Raw genomic sequence first — 14,477 nt, 5'->3', positions numbered from 1 at the left:
GCCTGCCCAGCCGCCCGCGGGGCCCGTGACCGATCTCCCGCCCGCAGCGGGCCCTCATCTGCGCCGTGTGCCATTTGGACGCGGCGCTCCGAGCAGGGAGTTCTCCACACCCATCGAACATACGTTCGAATCCCGGTAGAATGAGGACATGCCATCCGCGACGGTCCAGTCACCAGCGATCGTCGCCGGCGCACGCGATTCCTCGCCATACGCGATCGCGCAGGGTGGTCTCTCCGAGCTCATCGACGCGGCGGCGCAGACTCGGCGGCTCGAGGCGATGCATGCGGCGATGCGGGTCGACCTCATCAACCTCGCAATCGATTACGCCGTGCGCAGCGCCGAGGCGTTCACCTCGCCGACGCTCTCCCCGACGCGTCGTCGGGATCTCGCCCGACGGGCCGTGGTCGCCGAGCTCGCCACCGCGCTGAGACTGCCCGAGCGCACGATGAATCGTCTGGTATCCGAGGCATGGACGCTCGCGACCGTGCTCCCGGCCACGCTCGCCGCATTCCGTGCCGGTGCGCTCGACGAGACCCATGTACGAGTGATCATCGATGAGACGGCCGGCCTCGAAGATGCAGACGTGCGAGCGCGCCTCGACCTCGAGTTGTCGAGCCGAGCGGCGACGACCACTGCCGCCCGCCTGCGACGCATCGCGCGACGGCTCCGCGAGCAGGCACAGGCCGACACGATCGCCCAGCGCCACGAACGCGCCCGCGCAGAGCGTCGTCTCGAGCTCGATCCGGCGCGAGACGGCATGGCGTGGCTGCACCTGCACGTCGCAGCGAGTGACGCGCTCCTGATCCGGAACCGGCTCGATCGGGTCGCCGATGACCAGGCGGCCGATGCGGGCGACCCCGCGACGGATGCCCGCACACCCGACCAGCTCAGGGCCGACATCGCGCGCGATCTCCTGCTGCACGGGGTGCCGCCGCTCGGTGAGGCGTTCCACGTCGCCGCGGCCACGATTCGCCCGACGGTGCACGTGACGGTGCCGGTGCTCACCCTGCTGGGGGTCGACGACGCACCGGGCGAGCTCGACGGGTACGGCCCGATCGATCCCGACACCGCCCGCCGCCTCGCGGCACATGCCCCGTCGTTCACTCGCCTGCTCACCCACCCGGTCTCAGGCACGGTGCTCGACGTGGATCGCACCACCTACCGCCCGCCGGCCGACCTCGTGCGGTGGCTGCGTGTGCGCGACGAGACCTGCCGTTTCCCCGGGTGCAACCGCCGGGCGGCGCGTTGCGACGTCGACCACTCAGCCGACTGGTCGGCCGACGGACGCACCGCGTTCGACAACCTGGCGCACCTCTGCCCGCAACACCCCCACCTGAAGCACGAGACGTCCTGGTCAGTTCGACATCTCGAACACGGAAGGCTCGAGTGGCGCTCTCCGGCTGGTCGCCGACACGTCACCGAGCCGTCCTTACGCATTGCCGCGCGTCCTGCGCCGAGTCAGACTCGTTCGATCCCACCCGACCGGGCCGGACCCGCGGGCCCTCATCCAGCTCCACCCAACGCCCCGCCGTTCTGACGTGTCGCGCTGGGCGCGTGGGATGTCCGGCGGATACGTCGGGCACGGTCTCTTCACTGTCGCCGCTGGCGAGTCGCCGGCCATGAAGTCGCCATTCGCGAGTCGCCGCCCCATGCAATTGCCGCACAGGAGATGCCGTTCACGGGTGGCCGCTCGCCGAGCTCCCGCCGCGCAGCCGCCAACACGTCTGGGGCGCGCAGCTGGCGGCTCAGACGGCGTCGTCGAGGGCGATCCAGCGCACGCCGCGGTCGTGCAGAAGGAGCTGCGCCCTCACCGCAATCGCGGCTGAGCGACAGGCCGCCCCGAGCGCGCCGGCCCACATCCGGTCGGCCTCGGTGAGCTCGTCGGTTCCCGGGCGCTCCCAGACGAAGATCACCTTCGCGGCACCGATCCCGGTGACGATGTTCTCGAGCTGGTTCGCCATGACCTCGGCCGCCGTGCCGTCGTCGCCGCACGGTTCGTGAGGATGTTCCGGGTATCGGGCCATCGGCATGAGCACCGGGCGCTGCACATCGTTCTCGTCGAGGTACAGCGTCCACCATTGCCGCCGGATCGCGCGCTGCAACAGGTCGGCGACGCGCTGCCGGATGTCGTCGTCGGTCGAGATGGGCACGCGCGTCGCGTCGTTCGCATCGAGTCGAGTCATGTCGCGTAGCCTGCCCAGCCCGACTGCCTCGCGGTCATCCGTCGACCGCGAGGTGGATGGTGCCGCCACGTGGCGCGCGTGTGGAGGACGACTCCGAGCGCGTCGGCGACCACGAGCGCCACGAGCACCACAGGCGCCCGGCGCACCCGCACCAGCGCGCTCCGGCGCACCTACCGCCGAAGCACCTTCCGCGCGAGCCAATTGCCGAAGAACTGCACTCCCTGCACGAACGCGACGATGAGGAGCACCGCCGCCCACGTGATGACCGGCTCGAACTGGCGGTAGCCGTACACCTGCGCGAACGTGCCCAACCCGCCGCCGCCGACGAGTCCCGCCACGGCGGTCATGTCGACGATCGCGACGAGCACGAACGTGTACCCGAGGATCAACGGTCCCAGCGCCTCGGGGATCACGATCGTGAGCAGGATGCGGAGCGGCCCCGCGCCCATCGACCGCGCCGCCTCGATCACCCCAGGCGAGACCGTGAGCAGGTTCTGCTCCACGATGCGCGCGATCGCGAAGGAGGCCGCGAGCGAGAGCGCGAAGATGAGCGCGTTGTTGCCGATGCCGGTGCCGATCACGAGTCGCGACAGCGGCTGCACCGCGGCGATGAAGATGATGAACGGGATCGGCCGGAAGAAGTTGATGACGACGTTCACCACGTTGTAGACGCCCCGGTTCGACAGCAGGCTGCCGGGCCGGGTCGTGTAGAGCACGGTGCCGAGCACGAGCCCGGCGAACCCGCCGATGAGGAGGGTGAGCGCCACCATGTACAGCGTCTCGACGGCGGCGACCCAGAACTCGCCCTGCAGTTCGAACAGGCGATCCATCAGTCCACCTCCGTCACGTCGACGCGCGACGCGATGCGCGAGAGGGCCGCGTCGATCGCGGCATCCGCGCCTCGGATCGCGAGGGTGAGGTGCCCGAAGGCACGACCCTGGATGTCGTTGATGCCGCCGTACACCAGCTCGAACTCGAGCCCAGCCGCGGCGAGCTCGAGGAACACCGACGCCTGCGACACGTCGCCGTCGCGGAACGAGATGGTGACGATGCGGCCCTGGTGCCGCTCACGCAGCACGGCGAGCTCGGCCGGCGACGGGATGCCCTTCACGACCGTCGCGACGAAGCGCTGCGACGACGGGTTCCGCGGGCTCGAGAACACCTCGAACACGTCGCCGTGCTCGATCACGCGGCCGCCGTCCATCACCGCGACCTTCGTCGCGATCGACTGGATCACGTCCATCTCGTGGGTGATCACGATGATGGTGACGCCGAACTCCCGGTTCACGCGCTTCAGCAGCGCGAGCACCTCCTGCGTCGTCTCCGGATCGAGCGCGCTCGTCGCCTCGTCGGCGAGCAGCAGCCGCGGCGAGGTGGCGAGCGCACGGGCGATGCCGACGCGCTGCTTCTGCCCACCCGACAGCTGGTCGGGGAAGTTGCGCGCCTTGTCGGCGAGGCCCACGAACTCGAGCAGCTCGGCCACGCGAGCGGCGATCTCCGCCCTCGACGCGCCCGCGACCCGCAGCGGGTAGGCGATGTTGTCCCACACGGTCTTCGACCCGAACAGGTTGAACTGCTGGAAGATCATGCCGATGCCGAGCCGGATGCCCCGGAGCTCGCGCTCGGGCATCTCGGTGAGGTCGCGGCCGTCGACCGTGATGCGACCCGACGTAGCGGGCTCGAGTGCGTTCACCAGGCGGACGAGCGTGGACTTGCCTGCGCCCGAGTAGCCGATGATCCCGTAGACGTCGCCGGGCTCGATGTCGAGGCTGACGTCGTCCACGGCGACCACCGGCGCTCCGCCGCGCTCGGCCGCGGGGTAGGTCTTGGTGACGTTGGTGAGGCTCACGAGGGCCATGGGATGCTCCTTCCGGAACGCCGAGGCGGGTGGCGGGCCGCGGTTCGGCGCCCACCACCCGCTCGCGTCGCAATCGAGGTGTCGGATCGATCGCGGGCGTCAGCCCTTCGCGGCCTTCGTGTCGGCCTCGACCGTGGCGAGTGAGTCCTGGAGGTCCTCGACGGGGGTCGTGACCGGCACGGCCGTGCCGCCCGACGCCTCGATGAGGCCGGCCTGCACCTCGGGATCGGTCTGGAAGATCTCGACGAGCTTCAGGTACGTCGCGTCGTCCTCGTCCTCGGCGCGCGAGGCGAAGATGTTCACGTACGGCAGCGCGTTGGGGTCGGTCGGGTCATCCTGGGCGATGGCGTCCTCGAAGCTGAGACCCGCGTCCTCGACGAAGTCGTTGTTGATGACCGCGGCGGCGACGTCGGGCAGCGACGTCGGCGTGAGGGACGCCTCGAGCGCGGTGACCCTCACCGTGGACTTCGACTCGTCGATGTCGGCGAGGTCGGAGAAGATCGTGCCGCCGCTCTTCAGCTCGATGAGACCGGCCGACTGCAGCACGAGCAGCGCGCGGGCCTGGTTCGACGCGTCGTTGGGCACGGCGACGGTCTCGCCGGCGGGGATGTCCTCCACCGAGTCGTACTTCGTCGAGTAGAGGCCGAGCGGGTAGATCGCGGTGGCGCCGATCGGCACGAGGTCCTCGCCCGCCGACACGTTGTAGTCGGCCAGGTAGACGATGTGCTGGAACTGGTTGAGGTCGAGCTCGCCCTCGGTCGTGGCGGGGTTCGGCTGCGCGTAGTCGGCGAAGTCGACGAGCTCGATCGTGATGCCCGCCTCGGCGGCGGCCTCCTCGAACGCGGCCCACTGCGGGTCGCTCTTGCCGACGACGCCGATCTTCACGACGTCGTCGCCCGCGGTCTCGCCGGCGGCGGGTGCGGCGCAGGCCGCCAGGCCCGCGAGGAGCGGCACGGTCGCGAGGGCGGCGAGGAGCTTGGTGGTGGTGCGTGACATGCGGTGCATTCCCTTTCGTGTGGGCGCGCCGCGATCAGGTGCTGATGGCATGGAGCAGGCATGGCTCCGCCACGGTTCGTCTCGGTGGGGGCGTCGATGCCGCGAACGCGGGCGCACCTCCACGCTAGGCGAAGGATCTTCGCTCCGATCGCGCACAGGTCACAACCCGTCACAGTTCCTTCGAGCAGATTGCTCGATCATGACGGATGTTTCGACGCGATCCGCGACGAACACCATGCGAACGCCCGTCAGCCCTCGAGCGCCTCCGACACCTCGAGCCAGCGGGTCTCGAGCTCGGCGACGGATGCCTCGAGCCCGCCCAGTTCGTCGCCGAGGCGTCCGAGCCCGACGTAGTCGCCCTGGTCGTGCCGCGCGAGCTTCTCGTGCTGCTCGGCGATCTGCGCCTGCAGCTTCTCGAGCCGGCGATCGATCGACGAGCGCTCCTTCTCCGCGGCACGGCGATCCGCACCGGTGAGGGCAGCGGATGCCGCGGCGCCCTCGCCGCCCATCGACGCGCCCTCTGCCCCGCCCACCGTCGCCGCCGGCGGCGCGGAACCGCCCGCCGCGATCGGGCGCGACGCCTCGGCCGCGGCCGCGCCCCCCGGGGCATCCGCCTGCTGCCTGCGCAGCTCGAGGTACTGGTCGACACCCCGCGGCAGGTCGCGGAGGTGCCCGTCGAGGATCGCGAACTGCCGGTCGGTGACCCGCTCGACGAGGTAGCGGTCGTGGCTCACCACGAGCAGGGTGCCGGGCCACGAGTCGAGGAGGTCCTCGATGGCGGCGAGCATGTCGGTGTCGAGGTCGTTCGTGGGCTCGTCGAGGATGAGCACGTTCGGCTCGCTCAGCAGGATGAGCAGCAGCTGGAGGCGGCGCTTCTGGCCGCCCGACAGGTTCCTCACCGGCGTGGACAGCTGCGCGTTCGTGAAGCCCAGGCGCTCGAGCAGCTGGCCGGGCGTGAGTTCGACCGCCTTCGAGCCCTCGCCGACCCTGTACGCGGTGCGCTGCTCGGCGATGACGGCGCTCACGCGCTGGTCGGCCCACTCGGCGAGCTCGGCGAGCTCCTGGCTCAGGGTGGCGATCTTCACCGTCTTGCCGCGCTTCACGCGCCCGGTGGTGGGCTGCACGGCACCCGTCACGAGCCCGAGCAGGGTGGACTTGCCGGCGCCGTTGACGCCGAGGATGCCGGTGCGCTCCCCCGGCGCGATGCGCCACTCGAGCTCGTGCAGCACGGTCTTCGTCGTCGGGGCGCCCGGCGCGGCATCCGCCACTGGGTACACCACCGACACGTCGAGCAGGTCGACGACGTCCTTGCCGAGCCGCGACACCGCGAGCCGGTTGAGCTCCACGGGGTTGCGCACGGGCGGCTCGTTCTCGATGAGCTGGTTGGCCGCGTCGATGCGGAACTTCGGCTTGCTGGTTCGCGCCGGCGCACCGCGGCGCAGCCACGCGAGCTCCTTGCGCATGAGGTTCTGCCGCTTGGCCTCGGACGCCGCGGCCATGCGGTCGCGCTCCACGCGCTGCAGCACGTAGGCGGCGTACCCGCCCTCGAACGGCTCGACGACGCCGTCGTGCACCTCCCACGTGTCGGTGCACACCTCGTCGAGGAACCAGCGGTCGTGCGTCACGACGACGAGCGCACCGGCATCCGTCGCCCATCGGCCCTTCAGGTGCCGGGCGAGCCACGCGATGCCCTCGACGTCGAGGTGGTTGGTGGGCTCGTCGAGGAAGACGACGTCCCAGTCGCCGACGAGGAGGGCGGCGAGGCCGACGCGTCGGCGCTGGCCGCCCGAGAGGCTGGCGACCTGCGTGTGCCACGGGACGTCCGCGAGCAGGCCGCCGATGACGTCGCGCACCCGCGCGTCGCCGGCCCACACGTGCTCATCGATGCCGCCGACGACCGCCTCGGCGACCGTCATGCCCGGATCCACCACGTCGGCCTGGTCGAGCATGCCGATGCGGATGCCGCGGCGACGCGTCACCCGGCCTGCGTCGGGCTCGATCCGGGCGGCGAGCAGCTTCAGCAGCGTGGACTTGCCGTCGCCGTTGCGGCCGACGACGCCGATGCGGTCGCCCTCGTCCACGCCGAGGGTGACCTCGTCGAAGACGGTGCGCGTCGGGAACTCGAGGTGCAGGCGCTCGGCGCCGAGGAGGTGTGCCATGTCTGGCTCAACCCTACTTGCCGCCCGTCGGGTGCATCTCCCGGTGCCAGTGCAGATCGCCCGGCGTCAGTGCATGATGCGTGCGCCGTGCACCGGACCGTGCACGTGCACCACGTTGAGTCGCGCCGCGGACAGGGCGATCTGCAGCTCGAGCGCGGAGTCCGCGTCCTCGGCGAGGAAGGCCACGGTCGGCCCAGATCCCGAGACGAGGCCCGCGAGCGCGCCGTGCGACTCGCCGAGCTCGAGGATCCCCCCGAGTCCGGGAGCGAGGCCCAGTGCCGCGGCTTGGAGATCGTTGTGCAGCGCGTCGGCGAGCAGGCGCGGGTCGCCGGCGCGCAGCGCCTGCAGCACGGAGGTGTCGACGGTCGGCGTCGCCTCGACGGCTGCGAGGCGGGGGCCCTCCCTGCGGCGGCGGTCGAGCTCGCGGTAGACGCCCGGCGTCGAGAGGCCGAACTCGGCGACGGCGAGCACCCAGTGGAACGAACCCGTCGCGAGGGCGGGGTTGAGCCGGTCGCCGCGTCCGGTGCCGATCGCGGTGCCGCCCGACAGGGCGAACGGCACGTCCGCGCCGAGCTTCGCGGCGAGCGCGTGCAGCTCCTCCTTCGAGAGCGCCGTGCCCCACATCGCGTCGCAGGCGACGAGCGTCGCCGCGGCATCGGCCGATCCGCCGCCCATGCCGCCCGCGATGGGCACGTGCTTCTCGATCTCGAGGTGCACGCCGCCGGGCACCCCGGCGGTGCGTGCGAGCAGCTTCGCGGCGCGAACGGCGAGGTTCGAGGCATCCGTCGGCAGGCCGGACGTGTCGATGCTGCCGCCGAACGTGACGCTGAACTCGTCGTCGGGCCAGGCCCGCACGTCCTCATAGAGTGACACCGCCTGGTACGCCGTGGCGACGTCGTGGTACCCGTCGGACTGCACCTCGCCGACGCGCATGAAGAGGTTGACCTTGCCGGGCGCCCGAACGTGCACTGCCTCGTCCGTCGCCGCGATCGTCATGCTTCCACGCTATCCCACGGCCCCGGTCGAACCCGGTCAGTCGCGCCCGGTCAGCCGACCGCCTGCAACCACTCGCGCATTCGCGCCTTGACCTCGGCCAGCCGCGACCCGTCGGGCATGCGCCCCCACGTCAGTCCGACCGACGAACGCCCGTCGTCGAGGGGGCTCACCGTGGCGAGCACGTACTCGCCCCCCTCGAGCGGGAACCGGGCCGTCGGATGCTTCGCCGTGAGGTTGAGCGCGAGCGGGTCGACGTCGAGCCGCACCGTCACGATCGCGGCGAGCGCTCGCAGCGCGGCGGCGGTGTCGAGCCCGACCGTGCGACTGACGCTCGCCTCGTACGTGCCGTCCTGCCGCTGGCCGGGCCGGCGGATGCCGCGGGACTGCTCGAAGGCGACCGTGATGCCCTGCGCCCACCAGCCGTCGACCCCGTGCTCGGCGACGAGCCAGCGCGCGATGGCCTGGTGCGTCCAGGTTGCGGCGCCGGCCTCGTCGAGGAGGGCGAACCACTCGGCGCGCTCCCTGCCCGTGGCCTCGCGCACCGCGTCGTCGCCGACGCCCTCGGCGCTGCTTCCCACCGACGTGCTCATGCCTCCCACGCTAGTGCGCGGCGGCAGGCCGCGGAAGGCGTCGCGAACGGGTGTCGGCGCAGGTCAGGCCAGCGAGGGCTGCGACGCCCGCGCGATGGCGAGGAAGTCCTCGACGCGCAGCTGCTCGCCGCGGGCCTGCGGATCGATGCCCGCGCGCTCGAGCGCCTGCGCCGCCGATGCCGCCGACCCGCCGAGGACGCCCGACAGCGCCTGGCGCAGCATCTTGCGGCGCTGCTGGAACGCGGCGTCGACGAGCGCGAACGTCGCGCGACGCTCCTCCTCGGTGCCGGGCTCGTCGCCCCGCTCGAAGCCGACCAGCACCGAGTCCACGTTCGGAACGGGCCAGAACACCATGCGCGAGACCTGCCCGGCGGTGCGCCACGTGCCGTACCAGGCGGCCTTGACGCTCGGCCCGCCGTAGACCTTGGATCCCGGCTCGGCCGCGAGCCGGTGCCCGACCTCGGCCTGCACCATGACGATGCCCGACGTGAGCGACGGGAAGTGCTCGAGCAGGTGCAGCAGCACGGGCACGGACACGTTGTAGGGCAGGTTCGCGACGAGGCGGACGGGCTCGCCGGGCAGCTCGGTGACGCGCAGCGCGTCGTCGGCCACGACCGTGAGCGACGTGCCGGGCTGCATCAGGCGCACGGTGTGCGGCAGCTGCTCGGCCAGGCGCCGGTCGATCTCGACCGCGATGACGGATGCCCCGGCCTCGAGCAGCCCGAGCGTGAGCGAGCCGAGCCCCGGCCCGATCTCGAGCACCGTCTCGCCGCGCTGCACCCCGGCCACCTGCACGATGCGGCGCACGGTGTTGCCGTCGTGCACGAAGTTCTGGCCGAGCTTCTTCGTGGGCGTCACGTCGAGGAGCCCCGCGAGGTCGCGGATCTCCGCGGGTCCGAGCAGGCGCGGCGCGCTCTCGGTGCCCTCGGCGGCATGCCGATGCGCGTTCACCCCGTCGCCCCCCGCACGGGCTCATCATGCCACGGTCCGTACACCGCTCGCGTGTTCGACGCGACCTGTTCGCACAACTCGTCGAGGTCGGCGCCGAGCATCTCGGCCATGAATCGCATGGTGTGCGGCACCAGGTACGGGGCGTTCGGCCGGCCGCGGAGCGGGACGGGCGTGAGGTACGGGGCATCCGTCTCGACGAGGATGCGGTCGCGGGGAGCGACCCGCAGCGCGTCGCGCAGGTTCTCGGCGTTCTTGAACGTCACGTTGCCCGCGAACGAGAGGTACCACCCGGCATCGGTGGCGAGGCGCGCGAGCCCTTGGTCGCCCGAGAAGCAGTGGAACACGGTGCGCTCGGGCGCGCCGACCCGGCGGAGCGTCTCGAGCACCTCGTCGTGGGCGTCGCGGTCGTGGATCTGCAGGGCGAGGCCGTGCCGCTTCGCGATGTCGATGTGCGCCTCGAAGGAGCGGAACTGCGCGCCGCGGCCGTCCTCCTCCGTGCGGTAGAAGTCGAGCCCGGTCTCGCCGATCGCCCGCACCCGGGGGCGGGCGGCGAGCTCGTCGATCACGGCGAGCGCGTCGTCGAGGGCTCCGGACACTTCGAGCTCGGGCGCCTCGTTGGGGTGCAGCGCCACGGCGGCGAGGAGGCGCGGCTCGCGCTCGGCGACGTCGGCCGACCAGCGCGACGTCGCGACATCCGTGCCCACCTGCACGGCCCCGACGACGCCGACGGATGCCGCTCGCTCGAGGTGCTCGTGCACGTCGATCGGCAGCGCGCCGTCGGCGATCTCGAGGTGCGTGTGGTTGTCGTACACGCCCACCGCGAGCGGCTCGGGCGGCGGCGGGTACTCGACCGCACGGCCGGCGTCGGCGCGGGTGCGCAGGTGCTCGGGTGAGGCCCCCGTCATGCGGTGCCGCCTGCCGTCACTCCGAGACCTCGACGCGCGGGAAGAGCGCCTCGAGCGGTGCCACGCGCTCGCCGACGCTCCACTCGTGGGCGCGGTCGATGCGCTGCTCCTCGACGGTGCCCGGCGCACCGAGCGCCGTCCAGAGCTTCGCGGTCGCCTTGGGCAGCACGGGCGAGAGCAGCACGGCGAGCGTGCCGAGCCCGTGGTACGCGGTGGCGAGCACCGTCTCGAGGCGCGCGCGGCGGTGCGGGTCCTTCGCGAGCGTCCACGGCTCCTCGACCGTCAGGTAGCCGTTCAGGGCGTCCACGAGCTCCCAGGACGCGGCGATCGACTCCTGGATCGCGAGGCGTTCGATCGCCGACCACGCGGCATCCGTCGCCCGCCGTTCGATCGCGCCGATCTCGTGGTCGGCGGCCGACAGCTCGGAGGCCTGCGGAACGACACCGTCGCAGTAGCGCGTGATCATGGCGATGACGCGCGAGGCGAGGTTTCCGAACCCGTTCGCGAGCTCGGCCTGGTAGCGGGCCGCGAGATCCTCCCACGAGAACGAGCCGTCCTGGCCGAACGAGATCGCCGACAGGAAGTAGAACCGGAAGGCGTCGGAGCCGAACGTCTCGGTGATCTGCTCGGGTGCGATGCCGGTGAGCTTCGACTTCGACATCTTCTCGCCACCGACGAGGAGCCAGCCGTGGCCGAAGACCCCGCGGGGCACCTCGAGCCCGGCCGCCATGAGCATGGCCGGCCAGATCACGGCGTGGAACCGCAGGATGTCCTTGCCGATGACGTGCTGGGCGGGCCAGCGGCGGGCGAACTCGTCGTCGTCCTGGCCGTAGCCGACCGCGGTGATGTAGTTGAGCAGCGCGTCGAACCACACGTAGACGACGTGCGACTCGTCCCACGGCACTTTCACGCCCCAGTCGAACGTGGAGCGCGAGATCGAGAGGTCGGCGAGGCCCTGCTTCACGAACGAGACGGCCTCGTTGCGCGCCGACTCGGGCTGCACGAAGTCGGGCCGCTCCTCGTACAGCGACAGGAGCTTGTCGGCGAAGGCCGACATGCGGAAGAAGTAGTTCTTCTCGTGCAGCAGCTCGACGGGCTTGGAGTGGATGGCGCAGACGAGCTGGCCCTCGTACTCCCCCGCGCCGGGCACGAGCTCGGACTGCTGCTTGTACTCCTCGCAGCCGACGCAGTAGTAGCCCTCGTACTCGCCGGTGTAGATGTGGCCGTCGTCGTAGAGCCTCTGCAGGAACTTCTGGACGTTGACCTCGTGCCGCTCGTCGGTGGTGCGGATGAAGTCGTCGTTCGTGACGTCGATGGTCTCGAGGAGGGGGACCCACGCCTCGGCGACGAGCTTGTCGGCCCACTCCTGCGGCGTGACGCCGTTGGCGGTGGCGGTGCGCAGGATCTTCTGCCCGTGCTCGTCGGTGCCGGTGAGCATCCAGGTGTCGTCGCCAGCCTGGCGGTGCCAGCGCGCGAGCACGTCGGCGGCCACCTCCGTGTAGGCGTGCCCGATGTGGGGCACGTCGTTCACGTAGAAAATGGGCGTGGTGATGTAGAACGAGGAGGCGTCGGCCATGCGCTCAATCCTATGGGCGCACGGATGCCTCGACCGCCGGGTTACGCCTCCCGGGCGCGTTCCTCGCGTTCCTCGCGCTCCTCGCGTTCCTCGCGATGCCGCCGGCGGACGCTGCCGTCGCCGATGGCCGGGGGCACCGCCTCCTCGACGTTCATGTGGGCATGCGGAGTCGGGACGCCGAGCGTCACGTCCTGTTCCTTGATCTCGGGCTCCTGCACGCGCTGGCCCGCATAGCTCACGAGCCGGAGGCCGAGCACGATCTTTCCGGGCGCCTCGCGCTTGTCGAGGGCGCGATAGGCGTCGCCCACGGCGTCGAGCGGGAACACGTCGGCGATCGGCAGGCGGATGCGGCGGGCGGCGGCGAGTGCGGCCACGCGCCCGAGCGCGACGACGTCGCCGGCCGAGGCGCGCACGGCCCCGCGCTCGTCGACCGCGTCCCAGTCGAGCACCGTGAGCACCCGGGAGGCGGGAACGCCGAGCTCCCGCGCCTCTGCGGCCTGTCCGCCGAGGAAGTCGAGGAACGCCGTGAACGGACCCGGCGCGAGGGCGCGCGCCCGGTCGGCCAGCCCCGGCCCGTACGCCATCGGGATCACGCCGAACTGGCGGAGGAAGTCGAAGCGCGTCTCGACGCTGCTGCCGACCACGGTGGCGCCGCGCATCCGCGCGAACTGCGCCGCGAGGCATCCGACGCCCCCGGCCGCGGCGGTCACGACGACCGTGTCGCCCGGCCCGAGGCCGAGGCCCTCGACCGCCGTCCACGCCGTCGTGCCGGCGGTGTAGAGGGAGCCCGCCACCTCCCACGAGAGCGCGGGCGGGCGGGGCAGCAAGTTGGTCTCGGGCACCACCACGTGCGTGGCCTGCGCGCCGTGGTCCACGAAGCCCATGACCTCGTCGCCCTTCGAGTACCGCGAGACTCCCGGGCCGGTCGCGACCACGAGCCCCGCGAGGTCGCGCCCCTGGGTCGCCGGGAACTCGACCGGCCAGCGCTCGGGGTGATCGCCACGCCGAACCGCGCTCTCGACCGGGTTGAGCCCTGCGGCGAACACCTCGACGAGCACCTCGCCTTCGCCCGGTTCGGGTGTGGGCGTCTCGACGACCTCGAGCACCTCGGGGCCGCCGAACTCGGAGAACCTGACTACGTGGGTCATGTCGTACCTCCCACCGTTGTGCGGTACTGCCCATTCTCCCCCTCTTCGAGGGACAGCGGTGGAAACGTTCAGCGAGCCTTCAGCGGCGGTTCAGCGTGCTGCGCCTGGTGAGAATTCTCAGCGGGTAGTGCGTGTTGCGAGCGCCGCCTCGTACACGTCGCGCTTGCCGAGCGAGAACCCCTAGCAGGGCTTTCAGCGGGTGGTGCGCGTTGCGAGCGCCGCCTCGTACACGTCGCGCTTGCCGAGCGAGAACCCCAGCAGGCATTCAGCGGGTGGTGCGCGTTGCGAGCGCCGCCTCGTACAGGTCGCGCTTGCCGAGGCCGCTCTCGGCTGCGACGAGGGCCGCCGCGTCCTTCAGCCGCATTCCGGATGCCGCGAGCTCGAGCACCCGGTCGAGCGCTCGGGCGGCGTCGACGCGCTCCTCGGCGGCGCCGCCGACGACGATGCAGATCTCGCCGCGCACGCCGTCGGCCGCCCAGGCGGCCAGCTCGGCGAGGCCGCCGCGTCGCACCTCCTCGTGCAGCTTGGTGAGCTCGCGGCAGACCGCCGCGGGCCGGTCGGGGCCGAACGCCTCGGCGAGCGCCTCGAGGCTCGCCGCGAGGCGGGACGGTCCCTCGAAGAACACGAGCGTGCGACGGTCGCCGGCGAGCTCGCCGAGGCGTCGCGCACGCTCCCCCGCCTTGCGCGGGAGGAAGCCCTCGAAGGCGAACCGGTCGGTCGGCAGGCCCGAGACGGCCAGCGCGGTGATGACGGCCGACGGCCCGGGGATCACTGTCACCCCGACGCCCGCGGCGACCGCGGCCTGCACGAGCGGGAAGCCCGGATCCGAGACGGTGGGCATGCCGGCGTCGCTCAGCACGAGCAGGTCGGCGTCGCGGGCGAGCTCCACCAGCTCGGCGGCCTTGCGACGCTCGTTGTGCTCGTGCAGCGCGATGAGGCGGGGGCGGTGCTCGATGCCGAGCCCCGCGAGGAGGCGCTGGGTGACCCGGGTGTCCTCGGAGGCGACGACCGCCGCCTGCTGGAGCGCCTCACGGAGTCGCACCGAGGCGTCGCCGAGATTGCCGATGGGCGTCGCCGCGAGGATGATCATGTCCCCAGTCTCCCGCACGCACGCG

Annotated in this window: 13 protein-coding genes; 1 reads left to right on the top strand and 12 read right to left on the bottom strand. The window is 71.7% G+C overall.

Annotation, left to right across the window (positions count from 1 at the left end):
• Positions 1-148 precede the first annotated feature (148 nt).
• Positions 149-1,537 carry an HNH endonuclease signature motif containing protein gene (locus EV187_RS06705; protein WP_130352323.1) on the top strand — a complete coding sequence of 463 codons (1,389 nt, stop codon included), beginning with the start codon at positions 149-151 and terminating at the stop codon, positions 1,535-1,537.
• Positions 1,538-1,745: 208 nt separating this feature from the next.
• On the opposite strand, the gene EV187_RS06700 is transcribed toward EV187_RS06705, so the two are convergent.
• The 12 genes from EV187_RS06700 to rsmI form a co-directional block, all read right to left on the bottom strand.
• Positions 1,746-2,183, bottom strand: a complete 438-nt coding sequence (locus EV187_RS06700; RefSeq protein WP_130352322.1) for a hypothetical protein — start codon at positions 2,181-2,183, stop codon at positions 1,746-1,748.
• A 170-nt stretch (positions 2,184-2,353) separates the two neighbouring features.
• Positions 2,354-3,013, bottom strand: coding sequence for a methionine ABC transporter permease (locus EV187_RS06695; protein ID WP_130352321.1), 660 nt, complete (start codon positions 3,011-3,013; stop codon positions 2,354-2,356).
• The gene (locus EV187_RS06690; RefSeq protein WP_130352320.1) at positions 3,013-4,041 is read right to left on the bottom strand and encodes a methionine ABC transporter ATP-binding protein; all 1,029 of its coding nucleotides are present in this window, start codon (positions 4,039-4,041) and stop codon (positions 3,013-3,015) included. Before EV187_RS06690 ends, EV187_RS06695 begins: the two co-directional genes overlap by 1 nt.
• 99 nt (positions 4,042-4,140) lie before the next feature.
• Positions 4,141-5,037 (bottom strand): MetQ/NlpA family ABC transporter substrate-binding protein, encoded by an 897-nt coding sequence (locus EV187_RS06685; protein ID WP_130352319.1) that lies wholly within the window; start codon positions 5,035-5,037, stop codon positions 4,141-4,143.
• Positions 5,038-5,285: 248 nt separating this feature from the next.
• A complete protein-coding gene (locus EV187_RS06680) occupies positions 5,286-7,196 on the bottom strand; it encodes an ABC-F family ATP-binding cassette domain-containing protein (protein WP_130352318.1) in 1,911 nt (636 codons plus the stop codon).
• A gap of 66 nt (positions 7,197-7,262) precedes the next feature.
• Positions 7,263-8,192 carry a 4-(cytidine 5'-diphospho)-2-C-methyl-D-erythritol kinase gene (locus EV187_RS06675; RefSeq protein ID WP_130352317.1) on the bottom strand — a complete coding sequence of 310 codons (930 nt, stop codon included), beginning with the start codon at positions 8,190-8,192 and terminating at the stop codon, positions 7,263-7,265.
• Positions 8,193-8,242: 50 nt separating this feature from the next.
• Positions 8,243-8,782 (bottom strand): DUF4287 domain-containing protein, encoded by a 540-nt coding sequence (locus EV187_RS06670; protein ID WP_130352316.1) that lies wholly within the window; start codon positions 8,780-8,782, stop codon positions 8,243-8,245.
• A 63-nt stretch (positions 8,783-8,845) separates the two neighbouring features.
• Entirely contained in the window at positions 8,846-9,733 is an 888-nt protein-coding gene (rsmA, locus tag EV187_RS06665) for a 16S rRNA (adenine(1518)-N(6)/adenine(1519)-N(6))-dimethyltransferase RsmA (protein ID WP_130352315.1), read from the bottom strand.
• Complete coding sequence (locus EV187_RS06660; protein WP_130352314.1) at positions 9,730-10,638, bottom strand: TatD family hydrolase; 909 nt, start codon at positions 10,636-10,638, stop codon at positions 9,730-9,732. The genes rsmA and EV187_RS06660 overlap by 4 nt, the downstream gene beginning before the upstream one ends.
• 16 nt (positions 10,639-10,654) lie before the next feature.
• On the bottom strand, positions 10,655-12,214 hold the full coding sequence (metG, locus tag EV187_RS06655; protein ID WP_130352313.1) for a methionine--tRNA ligase: 1,560 nt from the start codon (positions 12,212-12,214) through the stop codon (positions 10,655-10,657).
• A gap of 41 nt (positions 12,215-12,255) precedes the next feature.
• Positions 12,256-13,362, bottom strand: coding sequence for an NADP-dependent oxidoreductase (locus tag EV187_RS06650; RefSeq protein WP_130352312.1), 1,107 nt, complete (start codon positions 13,360-13,362; stop codon positions 12,256-12,258).
• A gap of 265 nt (positions 13,363-13,627) precedes the next feature.
• Positions 13,628-14,452: a 16S rRNA (cytidine(1402)-2'-O)-methyltransferase gene (rsmI, locus tag EV187_RS06645; protein WP_130352311.1), complete on the bottom strand. Its 825-nt coding sequence runs from the start codon at positions 14,450-14,452 to the stop codon at positions 13,628-13,630.
• Positions 14,453-14,477: the final 25 nt, after the last annotated feature.

The sequence above is a fragment of the Agromyces ramosus genome, from assembly GCF_004216665.1.
Taxonomy (GTDB): Bacteria; Actinomycetota; Actinomycetes; order Actinomycetales; family Microbacteriaceae; genus Agromyces; species Agromyces ramosus.
This window is presented reverse-complemented; position numbering and strand designations above follow the sequence as displayed.